This is a genomic window from Pantanalinema sp. (assembly GCA_036704125.1).
Lineage (GTDB): Bacteria > Cyanobacteriota > Sericytochromatia > S15B-MN24 > UBA4093 > JAGIBK01.
The window spans coordinates 51,736-77,784 of the sequence record DATNQI010000098.1 but is presented as its reverse complement, the minus strand read 5'-3'; the positions used below and the strand labels follow the sequence as shown (position 1 = coordinate 77,784).

Annotated in this window: 23 protein-coding genes; 8 read left to right on the top strand and 15 right to left on the bottom strand. The window is 67.5% G+C overall.

Annotated elements, in window-relative coordinates; genetic code table 11:
- Positions 1-144 precede the first annotated feature (144 nt).
- The 4 genes from ftsH (at position 145) to V6D00_15825 (ending at position 5,287) form a co-directional block, all read left to right on the top strand.
- Positions 145-2,013 (top strand): ATP-dependent zinc metalloprotease FtsH, encoded by a 1,869-nt coding sequence (gene ftsH, locus V6D00_15840; GenBank protein HEY9900650.1) that lies wholly within the window; start codon positions 145-147, stop codon positions 2,011-2,013.
- Positions 2,014-2,132: 119 nt separating this feature from the next.
- Positions 2,133-2,756, top strand: a complete 624-nt coding sequence (locus tag V6D00_15835) for a TetR/AcrR family transcriptional regulator (GenBank protein HEY9900649.1) — start codon at positions 2,133-2,135, stop codon at positions 2,754-2,756.
- A gap of 67 nt (positions 2,757-2,823) precedes the next feature.
- The gene (locus tag V6D00_15830; protein HEY9900648.1) at positions 2,824-4,356 is read left to right on the top strand and encodes an MDR family MFS transporter; all 1,533 of its coding nucleotides are present in this window, start codon (positions 2,824-2,826) and stop codon (positions 4,354-4,356) included.
- A gap of 94 nt (positions 4,357-4,450) precedes the next feature.
- On the top strand, positions 4,451-5,287 hold the full coding sequence (locus V6D00_15825) for a transporter (protein HEY9900647.1): 837 nt from the start codon (positions 4,451-4,453) through the stop codon (positions 5,285-5,287).
- Position 5,288: 1 nt separating this feature from the next.
- Here V6D00_15825 and V6D00_15820 read toward each other — a convergent pair whose 3' ends face one another.
- The 7 genes from V6D00_15820 to V6D00_15790 form a co-directional block, all read right to left on the bottom strand.
- Entirely contained in the window at positions 5,289-5,540 is a 252-nt protein-coding gene (locus V6D00_15820; GenBank protein HEY9900646.1) for a hypothetical protein, read from the bottom strand.
- Positions 5,541-5,873, bottom strand: coding sequence for a hypothetical protein (locus tag V6D00_15815; protein ID HEY9900645.1), 333 nt, complete (start codon positions 5,871-5,873; stop codon positions 5,541-5,543).
- 41 nt (positions 5,874-5,914) lie between these two features.
- Positions 5,915-6,472, bottom strand: coding sequence for a GNAT family N-acetyltransferase (locus tag V6D00_15810; GenBank protein ID HEY9900644.1), 558 nt, complete (start codon positions 6,470-6,472; stop codon positions 5,915-5,917).
- A gap of 3 nt (positions 6,473-6,475) precedes the next feature.
- Complete coding sequence (locus V6D00_15805; GenBank protein HEY9900643.1) at positions 6,476-7,012, bottom strand: hypothetical protein; 537 nt, start codon at positions 7,010-7,012, stop codon at positions 6,476-6,478.
- A gap of 31 nt (positions 7,013-7,043) precedes the next feature.
- Entirely contained in the window at positions 7,044-8,879 is a 1,836-nt protein-coding gene (locus V6D00_15800) for a hypothetical protein (protein HEY9900642.1), read from the bottom strand.
- 135 nt (positions 8,880-9,014) lie between these two features.
- Entirely contained in the window at positions 9,015-10,088 is a 1,074-nt protein-coding gene (locus V6D00_15795; protein ID HEY9900641.1) for an Ig-like domain-containing protein, read from the bottom strand.
- A gap of 7 nt (positions 10,089-10,095) precedes the next feature.
- A complete protein-coding gene (locus V6D00_15790; protein ID HEY9900640.1) occupies positions 10,096-10,587 on the bottom strand; it encodes a hypothetical protein in 492 nt (163 codons plus the stop codon).
- Between the two features lie 260 nt (positions 10,588-10,847).
- On the opposite strand from V6D00_15790, the gene V6D00_15785 reads away from it, so the two are divergent.
- A complete protein-coding gene (locus V6D00_15785; protein HEY9900639.1) occupies positions 10,848-11,393 on the top strand; it encodes a cytochrome b/b6 domain-containing protein in 546 nt (181 codons plus the stop codon).
- Between the two features lie 30 nt (positions 11,394-11,423).
- Here the strand turns inward: V6D00_15785 and V6D00_15780 are convergent, their stop codons facing one another.
- The 4 genes from V6D00_15780 to cysS form a co-directional block, all read right to left on the bottom strand.
- Positions 11,424-13,172 (bottom strand): methyl-accepting chemotaxis protein, encoded by a 1,749-nt coding sequence (locus V6D00_15780; protein HEY9900638.1) that lies wholly within the window; start codon positions 13,170-13,172, stop codon positions 11,424-11,426.
- 92 nt (positions 13,173-13,264) lie between these two features.
- Positions 13,265-14,071: a 23S rRNA (guanosine(2251)-2'-O)-methyltransferase RlmB gene (gene rlmB, locus V6D00_15775; protein HEY9900637.1), complete on the bottom strand. Its 807-nt coding sequence runs from the start codon at positions 14,069-14,071 to the stop codon at positions 13,265-13,267.
- A complete protein-coding gene (locus tag V6D00_15770) occupies positions 14,058-14,420 on the bottom strand; it encodes a ribonuclease III domain-containing protein (protein HEY9900636.1) in 363 nt (120 codons plus the stop codon). Before V6D00_15770 ends, rlmB begins: the two co-directional genes overlap by 14 nt.
- A 55-nt stretch (positions 14,421-14,475) precedes the next feature.
- Positions 14,476-15,945 carry a cysteine--tRNA ligase gene (cysS, locus tag V6D00_15765; GenBank protein HEY9900635.1) on the bottom strand — a complete coding sequence of 490 codons (1,470 nt, stop codon included), beginning with the start codon at positions 15,943-15,945 and terminating at the stop codon, positions 14,476-14,478.
- Between the two features lie 175 nt (positions 15,946-16,120).
- Here cysS and V6D00_15760 point away from each other — a divergent pair, with 175 nt between their 5' ends.
- Positions 16,121-16,309, top strand: a complete 189-nt coding sequence (locus V6D00_15760) for a hypothetical protein (GenBank protein ID HEY9900634.1) — start codon at positions 16,121-16,123, stop codon at positions 16,307-16,309.
- Between the two features lie 122 nt (positions 16,310-16,431).
- On the opposite strand, the gene dnaJ is transcribed toward V6D00_15760, so the two are convergent.
- From dnaJ to hrcA, 4 genes are all read right to left on the bottom strand, one after another.
- Positions 16,432-17,586: a molecular chaperone DnaJ gene (dnaJ, locus tag V6D00_15755; GenBank protein ID HEY9900633.1), complete on the bottom strand. Its 1,155-nt coding sequence runs from the start codon at positions 17,584-17,586 to the stop codon at positions 16,432-16,434.
- Positions 17,587-17,647: 61 nt separating this feature from the next.
- On the bottom strand, positions 17,648-19,546 hold the full coding sequence (gene dnaK, locus V6D00_15750; GenBank protein HEY9900632.1) for a molecular chaperone DnaK: 1,899 nt from the start codon (positions 19,544-19,546) through the stop codon (positions 17,648-17,650).
- Positions 19,539-20,114: a nucleotide exchange factor GrpE gene (gene grpE / locus V6D00_15745; GenBank protein HEY9900631.1), complete on the bottom strand. Its 576-nt coding sequence runs from the start codon at positions 20,112-20,114 to the stop codon at positions 19,539-19,541. Before grpE ends, dnaK begins: the two co-directional genes overlap by 8 nt.
- Positions 20,115-20,153: 39 nt before the next feature.
- Positions 20,154-21,224, bottom strand: a complete 1,071-nt coding sequence (hrcA, locus tag V6D00_15740; protein HEY9900630.1) for a heat-inducible transcriptional repressor HrcA — start codon at positions 21,222-21,224, stop codon at positions 20,154-20,156.
- A 229-nt stretch (positions 21,225-21,453) separates the two neighbouring features.
- Between hrcA and V6D00_15735 the strand changes: the two genes are divergently transcribed.
- Both V6D00_15735 and V6D00_15730 read left to right on the top strand, forming a co-directional pair.
- Positions 21,454-23,748 carry an alpha-amylase family protein gene (locus V6D00_15735; protein HEY9900629.1) on the top strand — a complete coding sequence of 765 codons (2,295 nt, stop codon included), beginning with the start codon at positions 21,454-21,456 and terminating at the stop codon, positions 23,746-23,748.
- Between the two features lie 88 nt (positions 23,749-23,836).
- On the top strand, positions 23,837-26,020 hold the full coding sequence (locus V6D00_15730) for a cyclic nucleotide-binding domain-containing protein (protein HEY9900628.1): 2,184 nt from the start codon (positions 23,837-23,839) through the stop codon (positions 26,018-26,020).
- Positions 26,021-26,049 lie beyond the last annotated feature (29 nt).

The window sequence follows — 26,049 nt, the reverse complement described above, 5'->3', positions numbered from 1 at the left end:
ACATCCCTTGTCCCTGACAGCGTGCCCCGAATCGCGGGGGTTCGACGAGGGGCCATGCCCGATCCGGCACGGCGACGCGGCGCGTTGTGAGGACGGTTTGCGAGAGGCAAGCGTGGTTTGACAACGCCAGGGTCGACCCATACCATGAAGCGAACTTATGAGGAGGCAGCGCTCACTTTGAACAAAGTTTGGAAAAGCAGCGGTATCTATATCCTTTTGGTGCTCGTCGCCATCGCCTTCGTCACCTCGCTCTGGAACAAGCCGCCCAGCAAGGTAGACAAGATTTCCTACTCGACCTTCCTCTCGCAGGTCGAGAAGGGCGAGATCAAGAAGGTCACCATCTCGAAGCCGAGCGGGGTCATCGACGCCGAGCCCAAGACGGGCGAGCGCCTCGAGCGGACCGTGGCGCCCGAGAACGACCCCAGGCTCTACGAGATGCTGGGCAAGCAGGGCGTCGAGTACGAGGTCAAGGCCCCCGACCAGTCGAGCTGGTGGGTCTCCTTGCTCTCGACCATCCTGGTGCCGGTGCTGATCATCGTCGGCCTCTGGATCTTCATGCTGCGCCAGGCGCAGAGCGGCTCCAACCAGGCCATGAGCTTCGGCAAGAGCCGGGCCAAGATGATGGTCGAGAACAAGCCCCGCGTCACCTTCGCGGACGTGGCCGGCATCGACGAGGCCAAGGCCGAGCTCCAGGAGATCGTCGACTTCCTCAAGAGCCCCGAGAAGTTCCAGGCCCTCGGCGCCCGGATCCCCAAGGGCGTGCTGCTCGTCGGCTCGCCGGGTACGGGTAAGACCCTGTTGGCCAAGGCGATCGCGGGCGAGGCCGGCACCCCCTTCTTCTCCATCTCGGGCTCGGACTTCGTCGAGATGTTCGTCGGCGTCGGCGCGAGCCGCGTGCGCGACCTGTTCGAGCAGGCCAAGAAGCACTCGCCCTGCATCGTGTTCGTGGACGAGATCGACGCGGTCGGCCGCCAGCGCGGCGCCGGCCTCGGCGGCGGCCACGACGAGCGCGAGCAGACCCTCAACCAGCTCCTGGTCGAGATGGACGGCTTCGAGCCCAACCAGAGCGTGATCGTCATCGCCGCCACCAACCGCCCCGACATCCTGGACACGGCGCTGACCCGTCCCGGCCGCTTCGACCGGCAGGTCATCGTCGACACCCCGGACGTCAACGGCCGCGAGCAGATCCTCAAGGTCCACGTCAAGAACAAGCCCCTGGCCGAGGACATCAACCTGGGAACGCTCGCCAAGCGCATCCCCGGCTTCTCGGGCGCCGACATCATGAACATGTGCAACGAGGCGGCCCTGATCGCTGCGCGGTACAACCGCAAGGAGATCGCCATGGCCGACTTCGACGAGGCCATCGACAAGGTCTACGCGGGTCCCGAGCGCAAGAGCCGGATCATCTCCGACCAGGAGAAGGAGATCATCGCCTACCACGAGGTCGGCCACGCCCTGGTCGCGCGCCTCATCCCCGAGTCGGACTCGGTCCACAAGATCACCATCGTCAGCCGCGGCCGGGCCCTGGGCCTGACCTGGCACCTCCCCGAGGACCGGGTGCTCTTGAGCCAGTCCAAGATCGAGGCGATGATCACGGGCCTGTTGGGCGGCCGCGCCGCCGAGTCGCTGGTCTTCGGCGACGTGACCACCGGGGCGGGCAACGACATCGAGCGCGCCACGGGCCTCGCCCGCAAGATGGTCACCGAGTGGGGAATGAGCGACGTGCTGGGGCCCCTGGCCTTCGGCAAGCACAACGAGCACGTCTTCCTGGGCCGCGACTTCGGCGGCGGGGACAAGGACTACTCGAACGAGGTCGCCAGCGTCATCGACCAGGAGGTCAAGCGCATCGTCGAGGAGGCGTTCCAGAAGGCCAAGCGCCTTTTGAGCGAGAACCACGACAAGATGGTGCTCATCGCCAAGGAGCTCATCAAGAAGGAGACCCTGGACTCCGAGCAGTTCGAGTCCCTCTTCACCGGCGGCTCCTCGAACGAGCCCGAACCCGCGCTGGCCTAAAGCGCCATCCCTCGCTGAAAGGCGGTCCCCCAGTGGGGGACCGCCTTTCAGCATCTTGACAGCTTCGCTCGCCTGGTCTATTTTTGACTAACACGGAAGTCAATCAAACGGAGAAGGCCATGGCCCCCCGCACCTCGGAACAGAACCGCGAGATCCGCGAGCAGCGGATGGCCCAGATCCTGCAGGCCACCCTCGAGCTGTACGGCGCGAAGGGTTACGAGGGCACCGAGATCGGCGAGATCGCCGAGGCCGCCGGCCTCGCCCGGGGGCTGGTCTACTACTACTTCAAGGACAAGCAGACCCTGTTCCGGCGCCTCTTCGAGCACCTGATCCATCACGCCAGGGGCTATTCCGAGACCGCGCTGTTCACCGAACAGCCCCGGCTGGAGCGCCTGCGCGGCTTCACCGAGTTCTTCGCACGCTCGGCGATCGACAACCCGCATTATTTCCTCTGCTATGCCCGCATGCACCATGACTTCGTCGCCGTCGGCGGCCCCCGCGAGGGTGACGCACCCTTCGCGGACTTCGAGAACCGGTTCGAGAAAGCCCTGGCTCAGTTCATCGCCGAGGGAACCAGCGCCGGGATCTTCCGGCAGGGGCCTCCCGAGTTGCTGGCGTCCATTTACTGGCACGCCGTGATCGGCGCCATGAGCTTCCTCGTCAAGCTCCAGGCGAGCCCCGAAGCCAAGCGGCAGCATCTTCCGGTCATCATCGAGCGCTGCACCAGCCTCCTGATAGCCTGAAAACCCAGTCCCCCTCTCTTTTTTTGCCCTTATATTGACTTACATGTCAACCAAAAAGGAGGACCCTATGGAGCCCCAGCCCAAGCAAACCCACCTCCCCATGGTGCTGCTCGCCCTCGCCTTGACCTTGCTGCTCTCGAGCCTGGACGGCACCATCACCTCGACGGCCATGCCCACCGTGATCCGGGAGCTCTCGGGTCTCGAGCTGTACGCCTGGGTCTTCACGACCTACATGCTCACCACCACGGCGGTCATGCCGATCGTCGGCAAGATGTCCGACCTCTACGGCCGCAAGCGCTTCTACCTCGGGGGCCTCGCCCTCTTCATGGTGGGGTCCGGCCTGTGCGGGACGGCCCACACCATGACCGAGCTCATTCTCTACCGGGGCCTGCAAGGACTGGGAGCCGGCGCCATCACCCCCATCACCTTCACCCTGCTCTACAGCCTCCTGCCGGCCGACCAGGGGGCGAAGCTCGGGGCGGTCTTCGGGGGCGTCTTCGGCCTCTCGAGCCTGATCGGGCCCAACCTGGGCGCCTACATCACGGAGCACTTCAGCTGGCGCTGGTGCTTCTACATCAACCTGCCGCTCGGGATCGCGGCCTTCGTGATTCTCGTCTTCGCGCTCCACGAGACCCGCTCGTCGCACCGTCCCAGCATCGACTACCTGGGCTCGGTCACCATGGTCGCCACCACGGTATGCCTGATGCTCGCCATGAAGTTCGCCGGGGATCAGGGCAGCTGGCTCGGCTGGAAGGTCGTGAGCCTCCTGAGCGCGAGCCTCGCCTCCTTCGGGCTGTTCCTGTTCGCCGAGCGCCGCGCCCAGGAGCCCATCCTCCCGCTCGAGCTGTTCAAGAACCGCGTGGTGCTCGGCACCTGCGCCACGACCTTCGCCCAGGGGGCGGTCATGTTCGGGGCGATCGCCTACCTCCCGCTCTTCGTGGTCGGCGTGCTCGGCCTGAACACCGGGGACGCGGGGAACGTCCTCACCCCGCTCATGTTCACGGTCATCGCGGCGGCGATGCTGGCCGCACCCCTGTTCGAGCGCATCGCCTACCGCAGCTACATGGCGATCTCCATGGCGATCATGGCGGTCGCGGCCTACATGATCTCCGTGGCTCCCTTCACCGCCAGCAAGTGGCAGATGATGGGGCTGATGGTCGCCCTCGGCGCGGGAATCGGGATGATGATGTCCGTCGCCCAGCTCGCCGTCTCCCAGAGCGTGGAAGAGCGTCACATGGGCATCTCGGCGAGCCTGGTGGGCTTCTTCCGGTCCATCGGGGGGGTGCTGGGGACCTCGCTGATGGCCACGATCGTCAACGCGGAGACCCACCAGCAGATCGCGAGCGGGCTCGGCAAGCTGGGCGCGGGCTCGGCCCGGTTGCAGGCCGCCGGCAGCCCTCAGGCCCTGATGGCGATGGGCAAGCAGCTCCCGGAAGAGGTCCACGCCTTCCTCGTCACCGTGCTCGGCAACGCCATCCACCACGCGTTCGTCTTCCCGATCGCGATCGCCCTGCTCGGCCTCGCGGCCACGACCGTCATGGGCTCGGAGCGCTTCGTCCGATCTGCCCTCAAGGAGCCCCCCCGGCCCGTGGAGGCCTGAGCACGGCATGGCTTGCCCGGCGTAAGCAGCGCCCCCGCCGGGTACGACTCGTGACGGTGACACCGCCCCGATGGGTAGAGCTGAACGAGAGCGCATGATTCGAATCTTGACGGGACTGGGAGTGGGCGCGATCGCGCTGGGGGCGATCGCCCCCGCAGCGCAGGCCTACACGATCAACATGGGTGGGACCTGGGTGGCTCCGGCCGGGCGCTACGAGCTGCTCGAGATCGTGAGCGCCCTCCCCTACGACCAGCGGGTGAGCGACGGGGGCCTCGCCCCGCTGCAACCCGGCTACCTGTGGGGCGAGGCCTACACCTCGCTGGAGGTGGGGCTGGGGAACGATCTCAGCACCGCACTGACCGTCCCCTACGACGCCATCCGCCCCGAGGGCCAGGGCACGCGCCACGGCCTTTCGGACGTCGGCTTGAGTCTCTCGCGCCGCCTCTGGAAGCGGGACGGGAGCTCGGGGCGCCTGCGGCTGCGCGCGACGCTCCCCACGGGCAACGCCCAGGAGGGGCTGGGAGCGGGCACCACCGGGCTCGCCCTCCAGCACTCGCAGGCGCACAAGCTCACCCCCAACCTGCAGGCGGTGTTCAACCTCAACGCCGGCTCGGCGCTTCCCGGCACGGCGAGCGGGGGGACGCGCTGGAGCGGCTGCCGTTTCGACGTGCACGCGGGCCTCATCACCAAGCTCTCGCCGAGCTGGTACGCCTGCCTCGAAGGACTGAGCAACTGGCAGACCACCGGCACCCTCGACGGCACCGTGAAAGCCGACACCAGCTCGAGCCTGGTCCAGATCGCCCCGGGGCTCACCTACTTGATCACCCCCGACGTGGCCGTGCAGGCCAGCGTCCTGCTCCCGGTCATGCGGCAAGCAACCCAGGACGCCTATCCCGTCGGGCTGGTGCTGGCCTCCAGCTTCGATTTCTAAGCTAAATCATCTGTCCCAGGTTGTACTCCACGGCCAGGACGTCGAGCGAGGTCTCGTCCAAGACACGGAACATGACGACCCAATGCTTGAACTTGAGAAAATAGGCGTCCGGATAGCGATCGCTCGCGCAGGGCCTTGCCTGCCCGATGAACAGCAGCCCCTCCAGGCGCGCCTTCAGGGCGCGCCGATGCGGTGGAAACGGCATCAGGGCCGCGACGTCGGCCAGGGCTGAGCGCTGCCAGGAGACTTTCATCTAGTCCCCGAAGATCGCCCGGACCTCTTCCTCGGACGCATGCTCGCCCTGCAACGAGGCGGCATAGGCGGAGTCCAGGCGATCCAGGGCGCCATGACGCTTCTCGTAAGCCTTCAAAAAGGCCTTTGTCGTCTTGGAGGCTGCATCCTTCCACGCCTCGATCAGCGCCTCATAGTGGGCGGGGTTCACCAGGTATCCGACCGTTTCGCCATTACGGACGATCAGGATATCGGATGCCTCGACCTCCTCGGCGATCTTCTTGGTGTTCTTCAACTCGGTGATCTGGGCGTGGCGCAGGGGAAAATCCGGGTTTTTGACGACGGTGTTACCCATGGAAAACCTCCTTCGGCCCGACGGTCTTTATTCTGGGATTATTATACCCCAGCAGCCCGGCGCTGGTAGAGATGATCATCCACCCACTCGCCATCGATCCAGGCGATCGCCTGAAGTGTCCCCACCCGCTCGAAGCCCATCGACTCGTAGAGACGGATGGCCGGCTCGTTGTAGGTGCGGACATAAAGTCGCATGTTCCACAGACCAAAACGCTCGGCCTCTTGGAGGGCATGCCGGAGCAGCGCCTTACCGATCCCCTGACCTTGATACGTCGCGAGCAAGCCCATCCCCAGGCGGCCGCAGTGCTCCTGGAAGGGTGACGCCTCGGCGAACACGCCCAGGTGCCCTACGATGCGCCCCTCGTGAGCGGCCACGACCATGAAGCTGGTGGGATGCGCCTCGAATTGCGCCAGGATTTCGGCCTCCTCGGCCACGGACATGGCGTCGTACTTGTCGGCAGCCCGATTCAAGAAGCGATACGACTCCCGGTGCAGTTGCCGCAGGAAAGCCAGCAGATCAGCCGCGTCGCCAGCGACGGGCGATCGCCGAACAATGGCCCGTCCCTCGTTGGTGAAGGCGACCGTCTCACAGACCTTCAAGACCTACACACCCCCAGGCTTGGAACGATAAGCTTGATCTGGATGGCTGGGCTTATCAGGGTATTCGAGAAGCAAGCGCCCTTGCTGCACCATCGGATTCAAGAAGTGGGTCCGAATGGTCTCGGGCGAACGCTCCAGCAAGATGCTCAGCTGTTTTAGTGTCAGGGGTCTTATCGCGCAAAGGCGAAGGATGATCTGCTCCATCCTCAGTGTTGGAAAACGACGCAACCCGTGTAGCGGAGCCACGATTGCCTGAAGCTCCTCACTTTGCACGGAGCCTTCGACCTGTTCCTCGCCAACCTGGCCGAAGAGAGGGCCCACAGGATAGGGCAAACTGCCTTCAGGCAAGCGGTAGGAGCGATTGCGCAGGCCCCCTTCCGGCACCAGAAAATTTCGACGCACCAACCCTTGCAAACGCACCGTGAGATCCCGGGAATGCAACTCGCTCATTTCATGGAGGCGCCGGCCATCGATTCCCTGGGCGGCCTTCGCCTCGAAGTCCACGCTCTCGCACAACAGCGCGACCTCATCCCACGTCATCATCGCAAGCTGCCACCATGCCTAAACAGTGCTACTGCTTCCAGGTATAACTGCCGCCGTTGATCGCGTTCCTGACCGTCAGGGTGCCGTCCGGATTCTGAGAATAGATACGGAACATGGGGCGATCGGAATCCCCCACCGCGCGGGCTCCCGCCGAGACCGCGATCCGGGTGTCATCGTCCGAGGTCGTGATGTTCGCTCCCAGGTTGCGTCCCATCCGCAGCACCGGAACAGGCAGGTTCCAGGGGGCCGTCGGAGTGAGGCTGATGGTCGCTTCGTTATCCGGCGCGGAGACGGTGGGTTTGTAGCTGCGTGAGGCGACGAAGGTCCCCCCGGCTACGTTCGCCCCCCTGTAAAGGGTAAGCCACAAGTTGGCAGCATCGCGGGGATCCACGACAACCCCGAGCGCATAATTGGAGACCGCGCCCTGGTTCGACGGGTCGTAGAGGTAGGAGACGGCCTGGATCCAGTTGTTGTTGGAGAGGGTGAAGGAAGCCGCGGTGCCTGCGGCCGTCGGCGCGACAGCCCCTTGGGTGAAGGTGGCTTCCCAGACGCCATCGTTATTGCCATCGGTGGGCGTGCTCAGGCGCCCGATCGTCGCTCCGGGCACGAAGGCGACCGGCGTATAGGTGGCGAGATTAGGTGCCAGCTTGCTAGAATCCGGCTCGACCGCCGACTTCCAGCTGAAGCCTTCCATCGTACGGATGCCGAAGTCGGCGCCCGTGATCGGGTTGTTGAACTTGTCGCGCAGCGTGATGTAGAGCGTATCGGTCTCACCGGCACGCCGAGCCAGAGGCAAAGCGCCGTCATCGGATCCGTTACGCACAGAAACGGCGCTCACCAGATCCGGATGGACGTGAACCTTGGCGAGCGAGACGCTCCCGTTGGCGGCGCCGATCTTGCTCACCATCTCGCCGCGCGAGAGGTAGTAGTTCACCATCCCGCCCGTCGAGCGGGTGGGGGTGAAGGTGACGCTCGTGCTGCTGTTGATGGTCAGGGGATAGAAGTCGTAGTTCGCGACCTTGGTCAAGTCCAGGAAGTCGCTGCTGGCCGAGGGGTTGGACGCCCGCACCACCACGAGGCGATCACCTGCCTGGACGTCCTTCACCGTGAGGTTGATGGGCGTGCCCGCATCCGTGTGGCGGGTGGTGTCGAGCAGCGACGCATCGAAGGTCGGAGGCTGGGAAACCTGCACCGGCAGGGTCGTCACGTTGCCGGGAACGACGCTGCCGCTCGCCGCCCCGACCCCGTAGCCCGCGTTGACGGCCGAGGCATCGTTGAGCTCGGATCCCCCGTCGTTGTTCTCGTAGAAGGAGAGGACCGACGGTGCGGTCGCGGTGCCGCCCAGGTCGGCGCTCTTGAAGACCAGGACTTTGGTCGCCTGGTCCCCGCTCAGGGTGCCGCTGACGGCGGTCACCCGGGTGGGACCACCGTCCAGCTCGAAGGTGCTGGGCTTGCCGTCCACGGGCGAAAGGCGCTCGTTCTCGCCGATGAGCTGGCGGTAGGTGGTTCGTACCGTGATCCAGGCGGTGCCGGGGGCGACGTTCTGGAAGAGGACGTTGACCGAGCCGCCGGGAGCACCCGCGTCGGGGTTGCGGCAGACCACGTAGGCCTGGTGACGGCCGAGGCTGTCGACCAGCACGACCTCGAGGGCGTTGATGTAGCCGCTGTTGTACTGGTACTGGACGCCCCGCTCACCGAGCTTGGGAAGGGTCACGGGGACCGTGAGAGCGCCGGAAGCCGTCACGCCGGGCTCGCTCGGGGTGAGCGGAGCGAGGCCCGCGCGCGGAGCGCAGGCGAGCGTGCCGGTGAGGGTGAGGGCCAGGAGCGTGCCCGCCGCCAGGCGTACCGATTGCTTCCGATTCATACCTAAGACTCTCCTTGAAATAAGGAACTTGATGAGATCCCCCCACCCCCTTCCCCGCTCTCGGGCATCCGTGCCCTTCGCGGGGTCAGCGCATCCTGCGCAAGTCCGCCCCACCGGGGGGCGGGGGGATGAGGGCTAGGGATCCGACGAGACGGGCAGGCCGCCGGGGGCGGCCGAGGGAAGGTCGATGGGCACGCTCACCTCGGTCATGCCGGACTGGGGCATCTTGACGGCCGCGATCACGACGGCGCCGGTGGTGCCCACCGTGACCGTGGCGCTCGCCTTCACCTGGCCCGAGGCGGCGCGGATGGTCGCCGTCCCCGGCGCGACGGGACGCAAAAGGCCGTTCTGGTCCACCGTGGCGATCGCATGGTCCGACGAGCTCCAGGTCAGGGCATCCACCTGGCGCTTGCTGCCGTCGGTGAAGGTCCCCATGCAGGTGAGCGGCAGCATCCGGTACGCCTGCTGCTGATAGTCCAGGTTCTCGAAGGCCAGGTCGGCGAGCACCTCGAAGGGCAGGGTCTTGCGGATGCCGTCCACCGCGACCTCCACGTCGCCCGAGACGGCCCCTGCGGGCACCGTGGCCCGGATCTCCTCGTCGCTGACGCGGGTCACCGAGGTGGCGGGGATGCCGGTGAACTTGACGGTGCAGGCGTGGCCCTGGCTCTGGCCGAGATAGGCCCCCGAGATGACGACTTCCTTGCCCACGCCGCCGTAGGAGGGGGTGAGCACCGCGAGAGCGGGCTCGATGAGGGGGTTCAGGGTGATGGAGACGATGTTGATGTTGTTGGCGTAGATGTCCACGTGGCCGGTGCCCATGGCCACCGGCGTCCTGCTTTCGTCGGGGTCCGTCTCCTCGTACAGCTTGGCGACCACCTTGACCCCCATGGTCGCCTTGACCCGGAAGAAGACCTGGGACGACAGGTTCCCCTGGGTGGGACGCTGGACGGTGGCCTGGGTCATGGGGCGCCCGGCCGAATCGTACAGCCAGATGGTGGCGGAGTTGGCGCTCAGGGGAATGGCCTGCACGCTTCGCTCGGGCCAGCGGATGCCGATGCGCAGCTCGCCCTCGGCGCTCGGCGCGCTCAGCCGGTAGCCCGGGTCCTGCGAGACGGTGCTGCCTCGATCCGCGAGCGGGGAGAGCGCGGTGGCGCAGCCGGCGAGCAGCGTGAAGGCCAAAAGGGTGACGAACGTCGTGTGCTTCTTCATCGCGGGCCTACTGGAGCTGCACGACGGCCGTGCCCTCGTCCACCACCGTGATGGTGACCGTGGCCGACTTCTCGGCGTCGCGGCGGGAGGTGGCCGTGAGGATCACGGGCTCGAGGGAGGGCTTGGCGCCGCCCGTGGTGCGCACGGTGCTCACGTAGCCGCGCGAGTCGACCTGGACCAGCTCGGGGTGCGACGAGGTCCAGACCAGGTCCCCGTCGAGGATCCCCCCGCCCTCCAGCTCCACGCGGGCGTCGAGCTGGAGCGAGGTCGAAAAGCCCGCCGAGGCCAGGTTGGGGTTCTGCGGCGGGACGCTGAGGGTCGCCGCCCCGGGCGTGACGGTGACGGCCGCGACCTTGCGGGTCGAAAGATCGCTCGGTGTCCCGGAATCGCTCCCCGAGGTGCTCTTCGAACTGTCCATGGGGGCCGGCGGGTAGCTGGTGCAGCCGACGAGCCCTGCGAGGAGCGTCGCGGCGGCCAAGGTGACCGGGAGAATGCGCATGCGAGAACGAGGCCTTTCGTCTGGATCGGGCAATCGCCTCCCCCCGTTATACCCGGCGAGCGCACGATCGGCACCCGGATGATGCCTGCACGCCCACCGTCTCGCCGGGTGATGGGCACACGTCGTTGCGAGTGATGCTGCGATTCATTGTCAATAAATCGCGTTAAATCGCGCGATTTTTGCCAAAAATATCCATCCTGTCTACAATGAAGGGCGTATTATCCGAGTCGAAGCAAGCGATTTCATAAGCGAGGAAGACCATGGCAATCGAGCGATTCACCCCGGCAGAGCGCCTCTATCACTGGGCCAACGCCGCCGCCGTCACCCTCCTGCTCGCGAGCGGGGCCCTCATCTGGCAAGACCTGGACAAGTGGCGCCCCAACGGCGTCAACGTGCTCGAGAAGGGGCACTTCTGGCTCGGGGGCGGCTTGATGGTGGGCAGTCTCGTCCTGTTCCTGCTGCTGCGCCGGCGCCGGATCCCCCAGGCGCGCGAGCGCTTCAACCCCGGCCAGCGCCTGAGCCTCCGGGCCTTCCAGGTGCTCCTGGGCTGGATGCTCGCGAGCGGGATCGTCATCGAGTTCGGGAAGGCATGGGGGATGACCAAGCCCGTGCGCGGCCTGTTCAAGCAGGCTCACCTGCTGAGCGCGGCGGCCATCCTGGCGCTCGTCATCGGCCACCTGGGGATGGTGCTCCTGGTCGCGAAGAACCGCGGCATCCTGGCGGCCATGGTGAAGGGGAGCGTCGATCGCGACGTGCTCGCGCGCAGCAACCCTGAATGGCTGAAGCGCGTGGAGTCCGAGGCCTGATCAGACGCTCGCCTTCCGAGGCGCAGCCCCTCACATGGCGGGCTGCGCGCTCCTCGCGACCGGGATCAGGGCCGTCGCCTCGGGCGAGAGCTTTTGCTTGAGCTCGAACAGGTTGCGCACGATCTCCTGGGACAGGCCCTGGACCTCGGTGAAGAGGCGATCGCTCTCCTCGATCCGGCCGGCGTTGTAGGCCACGATCATCTTCCGCGCCTTGTCGTGCATCTCGGCGTGGGGGGTGTCGACCGACCGGAAGGTCGCATGAGCGCCGCAGGCCTGCCCCCCCTTGCCGTAGTACCACTTGCCGAGCCGGCACTCGCGGTGGCCGGTCATGCTCTCGGGGCGGATGGCCTCGTTGCCGTGCCGCATGTTGTCCAGGCGCGCCACCCAGAGCAGGTGATCGCCGATGGCCAGCTCGATGAGCTGATCGTCGCTCGCCTCGATCTTGAACTCGCCCATGGCCGCGCGCAACTCGTCCATGCCCTGGGCCACCGACAGGCTCGCCTTGGCCGCCTGGTCGATCTGCTCCGCGTTGAGCCGCGCGACGTGGTTGACCCGGTCGATGGCCTGGGCGATGCGCCCGTTGGCGGCATCCTGGCGACGGATGCTGCCCGAGACCTCCTGGGCGAGGCTCACCAGGTCGAGGGTGGCCGCCGCGATCTGGCGAACCGCCGCCTCCTCCTCGCGGACCGCCAGCGAGACCTCCCCGATGGCGCGCATGACGAGCATGCTCATCGCCGAGACGTGATCGGCGTCGTGCTGCTGGGCCTCGCTCAGGGACTCGATGGTCCGGACCTGCTCCACGCAGGCGCCCACCGCCTTGGCGATCGCTCCGAACGCACGCTCGGTCTGGTCGATCACCTCGCGGCTGGCCGTCACCTCCTGGTGGCCCTCCTGCATCACGCCCGAGGCGCGCCGGGTGTCCGTCTCGATGGCCCTGACGACGGTCTCGATCTCCTTGGTGGAGCGGATCGTGCGCTCGGCGAGCTTGCGGACCTCGTCGGCGACCACCGCGAAGCCCCGGCCGTGCTCGCCGGCGCGCGCCGCCTCGATGGCCGCGTTGAGGGCCAGCAGGTTGGTCTGCTCGGCGATGTCGTCGATCACCTCGACGATGTGGCCGATCTGCCCGGTCTGGACGCCCAGCTCCTGGATCACCCCGGCCGCGTCCTCGACCACCCGGCCGATCCGCTGGATGCTCTCGGTGTTGCGGCGGATGATGTCCCGGCTCGAACCGGCGAGCTGGTCGGCCTCGCCGGCGACCGCCGCGGCCCCCTGCGTCGCCGACGCCATCTGCTTGGCGAAGGTGCCGACCCGATCGATGGCCTCGGCGAGGGGCTGGGCCTGGGCGCTCATGCCGTGGGCGCTGCCCGAGACCTGGCTGATGCTCCCGCTCAGCTCCTCGATGGAGGCCGAGGTGACGTCCGTCGCCTCGCGCAGGCGCTCCACCTCATGAGCAAGCTCGGAGCCGCTCTGGGCGATCGAGGCGATGTCCTTCCCCATCTCGGCCAGGGCCTGGGTCTCGATCCTGGCCCGCTCGTTGACGCGCGTCAGGTCGGCCGCGGCCTCCTTGCTCTGGACGCCGGCGCGGATCAGCTTGATGTTGAGCGGCACCATGATCCGGTTGAAGCGCACGGCGACGCCGGCAGCCGGGCTCTGTCCGGGGTCGCGCCGAGCGGGACGCCAGGTGAGATCCCCGCCGGCGATCGCCTCGAGCCCGTGCTCCTCCTCGGCCCTGACGGCGCCCGCCCCGAAAATCCCACGCCAAGTCTCGTTCAGGCTCATCGCTCTTCTCCTGTCTGGCACCTTACCCGCCCCGGGTACTAGCCTAGAATAGGGGACAGACCTGAAAATCCCGTGAAACTACGGTATCGGCGCTACTTCGAAGCGACCAGGCGCTGGCGGACGGCCTCGTAGAGCATGACCCCCGCGGCCACCGAGGCGTTGAGCGAGGTCGTCTTGCCCAGCAAGGGGAGCTTGGCGACGAAGTCGCACTTCTCGGTGACCAGGCGGTGCATCCCCTCGCCCTCGCTGCCGATCACCAGGGCGATCGGCCCGGTGAGGTCCACGTCGTAGAGCCAGCGATCGCCCGAGGCCTCCGCCCCCACGACCCAGAAGCCCGCGTCCTTGAGCTCCTCGATGGCCCTGGGCAGGTTCACCACCCGCGCCACCGGCATGTGCGCCAGGGCGCCTGCGGCCGTCTTCTCGACCACGCCCGTGAGCGAGGCCGAGCGGCGCTGGGGAATGACCACCCCGTGGGCGCCGGCGCACTCGGCGCTGCGGATGATGGCGCCGAGGTTGTGCGGATCCTCCACCCCGTCCAGCAGGACCACCAGGGGCTGGGGATGGGCCTTGGCCTGCGCGATCACCTCGTCCAGGTCGACGTAGGCCTGGGTCGCCACCGAGGCGACGATCCCCTGGTGGGTCGCCCCTTCGGTCAGCTGGTCCAGCTTGCCGCGCTCGGTGAGCATGACGCTCGCGCCCTTGGCCTTGGCGAGCTGGCGCACCTTGGGGAAGAGGGCGTCCTTCTCGAGGGAGCGCAGCATCCAGATCTTGTTGACGGGGCGATCGCCCTCCAGCATCGAGAGGACCGCGTGCCGCCCGTAGACCATTTCCCCCTGGGGGGCCGCTTCGGCCTCGTCCCGGGGCGGCTTGGAGGAGTGGCGGGGGTCAGGCTTGGTCATCGGCGGGGGTCTCCAGAATCGAATCGGTGGCAAGCAGGATCTCGGAGAGGCGTTCGCCCTCTCCTCGAAGGTAGAGCATCCCCAGGAGCGCCTCGAAGGCGGTGCTGTGGCGGTAGTCGGCGACCGAGGCGTTCTTGGGCACGTTGGACTTCATGTTGCGCGCCCGGCGCACCACGTCGGCCTCGGCCTCGGTGAGGGTGGGCATCAGGGCGCGCAGGGCCTCGGCCTGGGCCGAGGCGCGCACCCGCGAGACCTTGGCGGCATGCAGGCGCTCGACCGGCACGTCGGCGGTCATCAGGCGGCTGCGCACGTGCAGCTCGTAGACCGCATCGCCCATGTAGGCGAGCAAGCGAGGGCTGAGGAGGCGCCAGTCGACCTCTTTCGGCAGGGGAGGAAAAATCGGCCTACCCCCCGACACCCAGGGCCTCGGCGCGCTCCCAGGCGGTCTCGCCGCCCGGGCGATCCATCAGGGTGACGCCCAGGTCCTTGAGACGGTTGCGGATGCCGTCGGCCACGGCCCACTCCTTGGCGGCCTTGGCCGAGGCCCGGCGCGCGATGAGGGCCTCGAGCCGCTGCTCGAGGGTCTCTCCTTCCACGCCGAACTCGGCGGCCAGGGCCGAGAGGGCGTCCGCGAGATCCGAGAGGTCCCGCCTCTCGGCGGGCAGGGCCGAGAGGTCGATACCGAGCACGTCGTCCGAGAGGTCGAAGAGGGTCTTCACCGCGTGGCCCGCGGCCGCCTCGTCGGTGCCCTTGAGCTCGCCGATGGCCTTGGCCCCCTCGAAGAGGACGGCCAGGGCCCGCGAGGTGTTGAAGTCCTCGTCCATGGCCGAGCGGAAGGCCTCGGTGAGGTGCTCCTGGAGGGCCGTCACCGCCTCGGTGGGGGCGACCAGGCGATCCTTGTGGCGCGAGAGGGTCTTGCGCAGGCGCGAGAGGCCCGTCCCCGCCGCCCGGATGGCCGCGTCGGAGAAGTCGAGCTCCTGGCGGTAGTGGGTGCCGAGCATGAAGAAGCGCACGTCCTGCGGGTCGTAGGCGGCCTGCACGTCGCGGGCGGTGGCGAAGTTGCCCAGGCTCTTGGACATCTTCTCGGCGTCGATGGTCAAGAAGCCGTTGTGGAGCCAGTAGCGGGCGAAGGTGTGGCCCGTGAGGGCCTCGCTCTGGGCGATCTCGTTCTCGTGGTGGGGGAAGGTGAGGTCCAGCCCGCCGGTGTGCAGGTCGATGGTGTCGCCCAGGTGCTTGCGGACCATGGCCGAGCACTCGATGTGCCAGCCGGGCCGGCCCGGGCCCCAGGGGCTGTTCCAGGCCGGCTCGCCGGGCTTGGCGGCCTTCCAGAGGGCGAAGTCCATGGGGTTGCGCTTGCGCTCGTCCACCTCGACGCGCGCGCCCGCCTGCATCTGCTCCAGGGAGCGGCCCGAGAGGCAGCCGTAGGTCTCGAAGGTGTCGACGGCGAAGTACACGTCGCCGTCCACCGCGTAGGCGTTGCCCTTCGCGATCAGGCCCTCGATGTGATCGACCATGTCCTGGATGTGCTCGGTGGCCTTGGGGTAGACGTGGGCGCGCCGGATGTTGAAGGCGTCGGCGTCGACGAAGAACTCGCGGATGAAGCGCTCGGCGAAGGCGTCCCAGGGCTCGCCCGCGATCGCCGCGTCGCGGATGATCTTGTCGTCCACGTCGGTGAAGTTCTGGGCGTGCTTGACCCGGTAGCCGGCGTGCTCGAGGTAGCGGCGCACCACGTCCCAGGCGATGAAGCAGCGCAGGTTGCCCAGGTGGATGAAGTTGTAGACCGTCGGACCGCAGACGTACATGGTCACGTCCGGCGCGTGCTGGGGGTTGAAGGCCTCCAGCCGGTGGGTCCGATCGTTGTACACGCGTAGCATGGGCCTGCTCTTTCTTGCGACGGGGCGTAACCCTTCATAGGGTGTAACCGCCTATTCTACCCCCCACGGGGGGGCACAGCAAGCGGATCCCGGGGGCATAAAGGGATCGTGAGAGGGGGGCCCCCGCTGGGTACAAAAACCCTAGCCAGCTCCCCTGTCTCTTCCGGAGAATGTCATGTCAGACGAACAGCGCCCGCACAACCCGATCAAGGCCACCCAGATCCTCCAAAAGAACGCGCTGGAGGACCGGTTCCGGGATCACGTCCCCAACCCGGGCGATCCCGACTACAACGACTACCTCACCTACCAGGCTCTCAAGATGGTCGAGGAGCAGCGCCTCAAGCGCCTGGACAAGGGCCTGTAGCAAGAAGAAAAGCCCCCCTTTCGGGGGGCTTTCGCTTAGAGCGCCTAACAAGACTGTTCCTTCTAGCCGCCCACGGCGGCCATAGGCCGAAACATGCCTGGTTTTGTTAGATGCTCTTTGGGCTAGTGCTTGCCGCCCAGGGCACTCTTGAGCATGTCCATCCAGTTGACGCCGTGGTGCTCGGCCTTCTTCTTGGCGAGCTCGTCGAAGCGCCGCAGGAGGTCGGCCTCCTCCTCGGAGAGCTTGGTCGGCACCGCGATCTTGACCTCCACGTGCAGGTCGCCGCGGCGGCCCTTGGGGTCGCCCAGGAGCGGCACGCCCTGGCCCTTGAGCACGAAGGTGGTGCCGTGCTGGGTGCCCGCCGGGATCTTGATGGTCTCGGTCCCCTCCAGGGTGGGCACCTGGACCTCGTCGCCCAGCGCCGCCTGCGGGAAGGTGATGGCCTCGGTGTAGAAGAGCTCGGTGTCCTGGCGCTCGAAGCGCTCGTCCTCCTGCACGTGCAGGACGATGTAGAGGTCGCCCGCGGGTCCCCCCTTGGGGCCCACGTCGCCCTCACCGGTCACCCGCAGGCGCGCACCCGTGTCGACGCCCGCCGGCACCTTGACCGAGAGCTTCTTGGCCTTCTTGTTGCGGCCGGCGCCCTTGCAGGTGGGGCAGGGGGTCTCGATGACCTTGCCCTCGCCGCCGCACTTGGGGCAGGGCGCCACCTGGGAGAACTGGCCGAAGATGGTGCGCTGGGTCTGGGTGATCTGGCCGGTGCCCTGGCAAAGGCCGCAGGTCGAGACCGAACTGCCCGCCTTGGCTCCCGAGCCCGTGCAGTCGTCGCACTTCTCGAGGTGGTAGATGTCGATGGTCTGCTCGCTTCCGAAGACCGCGTCGCGGAACGGAAACTCCAGGTCGAAGCGCAGGTCGGCGCCCCGCTCGGGGCCGCGGCGCCGGCGCGAACCGGGGCCTTGGCCCGCCCCGCCCCCGAAGAAGGCCTCGAAGATATCGCCGAAGCCGCCGAACCCCTCGAAGCCCTCGAAGCCGGGAGCGCCCCCGCCGAAGCCCCCCTGCGAGGCGGCGTGGCCGAACTGGTCGTAGCGCTGGCGCTTCTGGGCGTCCGAGAGGACCTCGTAGGCCTCGGTGACCTCCTTGAAGCGGTCCTCGGCCCCGGGGTCCTTGTTGACGTCCGGGTGGTACTGGCGCGCCAGCTTGCGGTAGCTCTTCTTGAGCTCGTCGTCCGAGGCGTTCTTGGCGACGCCGAGGACCTCGTAGTAATCGCGTTTGGTGCTCATGGCCTCAACTTGGGACTAGGCGAGGGGCCGGGCGATCCGGCCCCTCGCGGGGATGGAAGGACTACTTGACCTCTTCGTAGTCCGCGTCGACGACGTTGTCGCCGCCCGAACCGGCCGCCGCGCCCGCCGCGGCGCCCTCGGCGCCGGGGGTGCCGGTGCCCTGGCCGAAGACGGCCGCGTTGACCTCGTAGACCGTCTGGGTCAGGTCGTTGGTCGCCTGGGTGATGGCCTGGAGGTCCTCCTTGCCGCTCGCCTCGCGGAGCTTGGACACCGCGCCCTCGAGCTTGGTCTTCTGCTCGTCGTTCAGCTTGTCGGCCGACTCGCGAAGGGTCTTCTCGGCGGTGTAGATCGCGGCATCCGCCGAGTTGCGGGCCTCGACCAGCTCCTTGCGCTTCTTGTCGTCCTCGGCGTGGGCCTCGGCGTCGCGGCGCATCTTCTCGACCTCGTCCTTGGAGAGACCGCTGGTGTTGGTGATCGCGATCTTCTGCTCGTTGCCGGTCGCCTTGTCCTTGGCCGAGACGTTGACGATGCCGTTGGCGTCGATGTCGAAGGTCACCTCGATCTGGGGCACGCCGCGGGGCATGGCGGGGATGCCGGTGAGCTGGAACTTGCCGAGCGTCTTGTTGTCGCCGGCCATCTCGCGCTCGCCCTGCAGGACGTGGATCTCGACCGAGGTCTGGCCGTCGGCCGCCGTCGAGAAGACCTGGCTCTTGGAGGTGGGGATGGTGGTGTTGCGCTCGATCAGCTTGGTGAACACGCCGCCGAGGGTCTCGATGCCCAAGGAGAGCGGGGTGACGTCCAAGAGCAGCACGTCCTTGACCTCGCCGCCGAGCACGCCCGCCTGGATGGCGGCGCCGAGGGCGACGGCCTCGTCAGGGTTGACGCTCTTGTCCGGCTCCTTGGCCAGATACTTGCGGATGGCGTCCTGCACCGCGGGGATGCGGGTCGAGCCGCCCACCAGGATGATCTTGTCGATCTCGCTGGGCTTGAGGCCGGCGTCCGACATGGCCTGGCGGGTGGGCCCCATGGTCGCCTCGACCAGATCGGCGGTCATCTCCTCGAACTTGGCGCGGCTGAGCGTCAGGTCCAGGTGCTTGGGGCCGGACTGGTCGGCGGTGATGAAGGGCAGGTTGATGTTGGTGGTGACCATCGAGGACAGCTCGATCTTGGCCTTCTCGGCGGCCTCTTTGAGGCGCTGCAGGGCCATCTTGTCCTTGCCGAGGTCGATGCCCTCGCTCTTCTTGAACTCGTCGATCAGCCAGCCGATGATCCGCTCGTCGAAGTTGTCGCCGCCCAGGTTGGGGTCGCCCGCCGAGGCCTTGACCTCGAACACGCCGTCGCCCAGCTCCAGGATCGACACGTCGAAGGTGCCGCCGCCCAGGTCGTAGACCAGGATCGTGTGGTCGTTGGACTTGTCCTCGCCGTAGGCGAGCGCCGAGGCGGTCGGCTCGTTGATGATGCGCAGCACCTCGAGGCCGGCGATGGTGCCGGCGTCCTTGGTGGCCTGGCGCTGGGCGTCGTTGAAGTACGCGGGCACGGTGATGACCGCCTGGGTCACCTTCTCGCCGAGGTAGGCCTCGGCGTCGGCCTTGAGCTTGCCGAGCACCATGGCCGAGATCTCCTGGGGCGAGTACTCCTTGCCCATGATCTCGACGGCCGCGGCCCCGGTCGACGCCTTCTTGACCTGGTAGGGCATCTTGGAGCGGGCTTCCTGGATCTTGTCCTCGTCGAAGTTGTGGCCGATGAAGCGCTTGATCGAGTAGACGGTGTTCTCGGGGTTGGTGATGGCCTGGCGCTTGGCGACCTGGCCGACGAGACGCTCGCCGGTCTTGCTGAAGCCCACGATCGACGGGGTGAGACGCGCACCCTCGGCGTTGGCGATGACGACGGGCTTGCCGCCCTCCATCACGCAGACGACCGAGTTGGTGGTGCCCAAGTCGATCCCGATGACCTTACCCATGGTTGTCCTCCTTATGCGATTCGGCGGCGTTAGCTGCCACCTCGGTCTTTGGTTCGGTGTTGAGTGCGGCGCTGGGGTTGCTGGCGACCTGCACCATGGCGTGGCGCAGGACCTTCCCGTTGAGGTAGTAGCCCTTCTGGACCTCGGCGAGCACCGTCTGGTCGGGGGCCTCGGTCGTCGCGAACTGGGCGATCGCCTCGTGCAGGTTGGGGTCGAAGGCAGCGCCCTGGGCCTCCATGGGCACGACCCCCGACTTGGCGAAAAAGTCCATCATCTGGCGCTGGATCAGCTCGACGCCGGTGATCACCTGCTGGACGTCGGTGGCCTTCTTGGAGCTCGCGATGGCGCGCTCGAGGTTGTCGACGACCGGCAAGAGGTTCTCGAAGACGCGGGAAGCGGCGAACTTGACCAGCTCCTCGCGCTCCTGGGTCTGGCGCCGGCGGTAGTTCTCGAAGTCCGCCGCCAGCCGCTTGAACTGGCCCTCCAGCTCCGCGATGCGCTGGTCCCGCGCGTCGGCGTCGGGACCGGGCTCGACCAAAGTCGCCTCCTTGAGTTCTTCTTCTGCCAAAATATCCCTCCTAGTGTGGTATGAGCTGCTGGAGCCAGGCTAAGGGCGAGGGCCAGACGGCGGCTCCAGGCCGTAGAGGTCGGTGAGGGCCGAGCTGAGGCGCTCGGCCATGGCCTCGACGGCGGCGATCGCCGTCGCGTAGTGCATCCGGGTCGGTCCGATCACCGCCACCTCGCCGAGCACCTGCTCGCCGAGGCGGTAGGGGGCCGTGACCACCGAGCACTCCCGGAAGTCGGTGAGCGGGTTCTCGGAGCCGATGGCGACGCTCGCCTTGTCGCGAGCGCCCGAGGCGAGCGCGTCCATGAGCTCGAGCATGACCCGGTCCTGCTCGAGCAGGGTCAGCAGATGGCCCACCTTGCCCATCTCGCCGAACTCCGGCTGCTGGGCGAGATACGACTGGTGGCTGAGGTAGAGGCGCTCGCTCGGCTTGCTGCGGGGGATGCGGTCCCACAGGGCCGAGAGCACCGCGTGATAGGCCGAGAGCTTGCCGCTAACCTCGGACAGCGCGTCCTGGGTGAGCTGGTCCAGCGCTCGATCGCGCAGCTGCTCGTTGAGGAAGTTGGCGACGACCATGAGCTCCTCGGTCGAGAGGGGCTCGGGCAAGCGGATGAGCTGGTTCGAGACCTGCCCCCGGTCGGTGAGCATGATGAGCAGCACGTCCTGCTCGGCCACGGGCATCAGCTGGATGAACTTGATGCGGCTGTCGGCCTGGCGCGGGGCGCGCACGATCGCCGTGCAGCCCGCGAGCACCGCCGTCAGCTTGGCCGTCTGCAGCATGAGCTCGGGGAGCTCCTGGGCGCGCAGGGGGGTGCGCGCCAGCTGCTCGCGCTGCTCGAGGCTCAGGGCGCCAGGCTCCATCAGGTTGTCGACGAAGACGCGGTAGCCGTGATCCGAGGGCACCCGCCCGGAAGAGGCGTGGGGCTGGCGCAGCAGGCCCTCCTCCTCGAGATCGGACAGCTCATTGCGGATGGTCGCCGGCGAGAGGCCCAGATCGTACTTCCTGGAGAGCGTGCGGGAGCCGACCGGCTCGGCGGTCTGGATGTAGTCGCGGATCACCGCGCGCAGGATATGCTGCTTTCTCGGTGTCAGCCGAAAGTCGTTTCCAAACATCGCGCCCTGAGATTTCTGGGATCGGATCGGGGACCGGCCGAGGTTTTAGCTCGGTTGTTAGCACTCGACGCAGCCGAGTGCTAACACCTTTTGTATCACCCTGCGCGGCGGTTTGTCAAAAGTGGATCGGGATCACCGCGCCGGCGCTCGCGTGCGGGGCATCATGGCGGGGATCTCGCTCACCGCCTTATAATGGACGAGCGACCACGAGGAGGTTTTCCCTTTGACCATGCGCATCAGCTCCCACCAGATCCTCATCGACGACCGGGCCGATCTGGTGTTCGGCGGCGAGTTCCAGTATTTTCGCATCCAGCGGGATCAGTGGGAAGGCCTGCTCACCTCCTTCAAGGAGGCGGGCGTCAACCTGATCTCCGCCTACGTGCCCTGGATCTGGCACGAGGTGCGCGAGGGCGAGTTCGACTTCGACGGCCGCACCGCCCCCGAGCGCGACCTGCGCGGCTTCCTCTACCTGTGCCGCCGGCTGGAGCTGCCGGTCATCATCAAGCCCGGCCCCTACATCTACGCCGAGTACCAGGGCTTCGGGATCCCCTTCTGGCTGCGCGAGCGCTACCCCGAGACCCTCATGCGCCCGCCCCTGCTCCCCGACCATCCGGAGGTCTTCCTCAACCACCCCCGCTTCCTCGAGCTGACCCGGCGCTGGTTCGATGCCCTCGCTCCCTTGCTCGCGCCCATGATCGCAGCCGGCGAGATCGTGGCCCTCCAGCTCGACAACGAGACGGGCATGCCCCAGTACGGCGCGGGCCCCTACCTGACCGACCTCAACCCCGAGTCGGTCCGCCAGCTGCGGCAGTACCTCGCCGGGCGCTACGCCGACATCCAGGCCCTCAACGAGGCCTGGGGCACCAAGCACGTCGACTTCGAGCACCTCGTCCCGCCCTCCTCGGCCCCCACGACCCGCTCCCAGCTCGTGGACCTGGCGCGCTACGTCGAGGACACGGTGGTCGGCTACCTCGGCACCCTCAAGGGCTTCTGGCAGGAGCTCGGGATCGACACCCACTTCTACCTCAACGACGTGTGGTTCCCGAGCTGGCCCAACCACTTCGCCAAGAAGAACCGGGTCGCGCCGGTGGGCTTCGACCTCTATCCCAAGTTCATCCGGGTCTCGACGCCCCTGGACCAGCCGTACGCCATCAGCTTCGTGCCCAAGATGTACCGGGCCATGCTGCGGGGCGGCCCCCTGATGGCCCCCGAGATCGGCGCCGGCTGGATGGACGTGGGCGTCAAGGTGCCCGTCATCGCCACCCTCCAGAAGATGATGGCCTCCTACCTGCGCGGCAGCCAGTGCAACATCCTCTACCCCCTCCACGAGGGCCAGGACCCGGACGGCTCCAAGTACCTCTACCGCTCGCCCTTCAATCACAAGGGGGAGCGCTCGGAGCGCATGGCGGTGGTCGAGGCCCTGGGGCAGTTCCGCAAGGACTGGGGAAGGCTCTTGGCCGACAGCGAGGAGGTCTCCTCGCCGGTGGGAATCCTCTACTACCAGGACGCCACCCACGACATCCTCCAGTACACCTGCGACCCGGTGAAGGTCGCCCGGGAGAACCTGGACGACGCCATCGACCGGGGGGTCACCCACTTCCCGGCGAACGCCGGGCTGTACGGAGCCCTGGTCGAGGGCGGCTACCAGCCCCGGGTGCTGGAGCTCGACACGGCGACCCCCTCGGAGCTTTCCGCCTGCAAGGTGCTGTTCTTCAACTGCACGGGGCACCTCGCTCCCGAGCTCGTCTCGAAGCTCGAGGCGTACGTGGAGGCCGGCGGTTCGCTCGTGACCCTGGGCACCCCCTTCGTCGAGGGCGACCACCGGCTCTTCCCCGGCCGCCTCAAGCGCACCTGGCGGCCCCGGGCCCTCGCGGTCGTCACCGGCACCGTGGGCGACCTGACCTGGTTCCACCTGCGCGATCGCCACAAGATCGCCCACCCGATCGTGCGCTTCACCCTCGAGAAGCTGCAGCCGGTCATGGGCATGATCAAGCACGCGACCCGCGCCGGGGTGTGGCTCACCGACAGCCTCTACGGCGGCAAGGTCTGGTGCGCGCGGATGGTGAGCTACGTGACGGTGCCGCCGGGAGGCACCGAGCTCCTCAACTACATGAAGGCCCCGGTCGGCTACATGGCGCCGGTGGGCGCCGGCACCTCCGCCTTCGTGGGCACCCTGCTCGGCCCCATCCTGGACAGCCCCGGCTACTACCTGGACGATCCGGCGCGCAAGCAGTCGGTGGTCAGCTTCGTCTCGAGCCTCCTGGTGCAGCTCGGCGTGAAGCCCCTGACCCGGCCCCTCTTGGGCCTGGAGCCCGTCCTGCGCAGGACCCCCGAGGGCACGCTCCTGGCGCTGATCAACCGCGGCGAGGCCCGGGACTTCACCATGAGCCTGCCCGAGGGCTATCAGGCGGATCGCATCACCCAGCAGTTCTCGTACCTTGGCTCGAAGGCCACCTGGGACGCTCACCTCTCGGGGCACATGATGGGAGGCGACGTGCTCCTCCTGCACCTGGCGGATGCTTGAAGCGCGCCGCTCACCGACACGTGAACGACTCTTGGCATTCTTTCAGCCAAGCTGGGTAGAATAGTCTCGGGAAAGGAGCCCCCGCCCCATGCATGTCGTTCGATTCCCTGGCGCCGCCTACGTCGCGACCCAATCGCATCGGATCCTCCTGGGCACGTTTCCCGAGATCCACCAGCACCTCATGCGTGCCGGGCTCGCCTGGCCGAACGTGGTCGTCTTCACCGACGCCGTCCTGCGCGATCGCCTGCCCCAGATGGTGCCCGAGTTCCTTTTCTTCGGCCACGTCTTCTTCAACCGCAACTTCGACTTCGAGACCCTGTCGGTCAAGGAGCCCCTGGCCTTCGTGGGCACCGAGAGCCAGGTCTTGCGCGCTTCGCGGCTCATGGACATCTCGCTGCTGGGCATGACCCCCGAGGTGCTCTCGCGCGAGCTGGACCCCGTTCGCGCGGCCATGCTCAAGCGCGAGTGCGACTACTTCGCCCTGAAGGACAGGAGCGGGGCGATCATCCCGACCGATCGCTTCCTCGACTCGCGCGCCTGGGACGCCTCGGGCCTGGCGTCGTTCGGCGACACGGTGATCGAGCGCCTGGGCGCCCAGCGCTACGCGGTGCGCGAGAACGGCGAGGAGGTCGTGGTGGACCTCTCCGACGTCGCCCTGCAGGGGCCGGCCTGGACCATCCCCGAGGTGTCGGAGCTCGCCTCCTCGGAGCCCTTCTCGGTGCGCATCCTGGGGGCGGCGGGCGCCTTCCAGCACGTGGCCCCCAGCACCAGCTACCTGATGACCCTCGACGGCGCCCACTACCTCATCGATTGCTCGCCCTACGTCCACCGCACCCTGGAGCGCTTCGGGGTGGGGGTCGAGCAGATCCGGGGCATCTTCATCTCGCACATCCACGACGACCACACCGGGGACCTGATGGCCTTCGCCCGCGCGAACGAGCCCATCGATCTCTTCACCACCCGCGAGGTCTGGGCCTGCCTCTCGATCAAGCTCGCGGCCATCCTCGACATCGACGAGGGCGCGGTGACGAGCTTCTTCCGCTTCCGCGAGGTCGTCCCCGGCACGCCCCTCTTCCTCGACGGCGCCCGCCTCGACTTCCACGACGCCTGCCACTCGGTGCCCTGCGTCGGGGTCACCGTCGCGGTCGCGGGCGAGGAGCTGGTCATCACCAGCGACACGGCGGGCCGCCGCCAGCTCATCGACATGCGGCAGAAGGGCGTCATCGACGAGGCGCGCTTCGCGTCGCTCGAGGCCCTCCTGAGGGGCCGGAAGGTGATCGTGGACGCGGGCGAGGCCACCATCCACGGCTACATCGAGGACTTCCTTCACCTGGAGGACCACGACAACCTGGTGCTGGCGCACCGCCACACCCTGCCCTCGCAGTACGAGGAGCGCTTCGAACTGGCGCAGCCCCTGCAGCTGTTCGAACTGGGAAACCTCGGCGCGGCCGCTCGTAACGCCGGAAAGATCGGCCGCACCCTCGATTCCTGGCACCTGAGCGACCCCGGCGCGTGGACGGAGCGCTTCGCCTCGGAAGCCAGCATGCGCGAGAGCGCCGCCGGCGAGGTCGTCATCAAGCAGGGGAGCGCGGCCGAGGACGGCTGCTTCTACCTGGTCACCCACGGCTTCTTCGACGTCCTGATGAACGGCGCCACCGTCGCGCAGCTGCGCGCGGGCGACTTCTTCGGCGAGCAGGCCCTGCTCGACGCGGCCGGCAAGCGTGCCGCCACGGTGCTCGCCACCACGCCGGGCCGGCTGCTCGCGATCCCGGGGGGGACCTTCCGGGCCATGCTCGCGGGCGAGGACGCCCTGGCCGCAGGCGAGGGCCGCGAGCTCTTGAGCGATCGCCTGCGCCGCCTGTGGGAGAACCGCCGGGCCATGGCGCGCAGCGCGGTCTTCTCGGGGCTGGACGCCTACACCCTCAACGCCTTCTCCCTTCGCCTCCAGCAGGTGCAGATGGGGCCCGAGCAGGTGGTGATCCGGGCGGGCTCCGCCGACGACGACGCGTGCTACCTGGTCGTGAGCGGGAGCCTGCGGGTCGAGAACCCGGACCTGGCCGAGGCGCCGGTGCTGCGCGAGAACGACCTCTTCGGCGAGGGGGTCGCGGGCGGCTTCACGCCGAAGCGCTCGGCCACGGTGCGCACCCTCGAGCCCTGCACCCTGCTCAAGCTGTCGCCCCAGGACATCCGGAGCATCGGCAACAAGCATCCGCAGGTCCTCTCGGCCCTGCGGGAGCTGGCCCAGCAGCGCCGCTACCTGCCCGCGGTCTAATACCTGTCGTGTTCCCGGTCATGGACGAG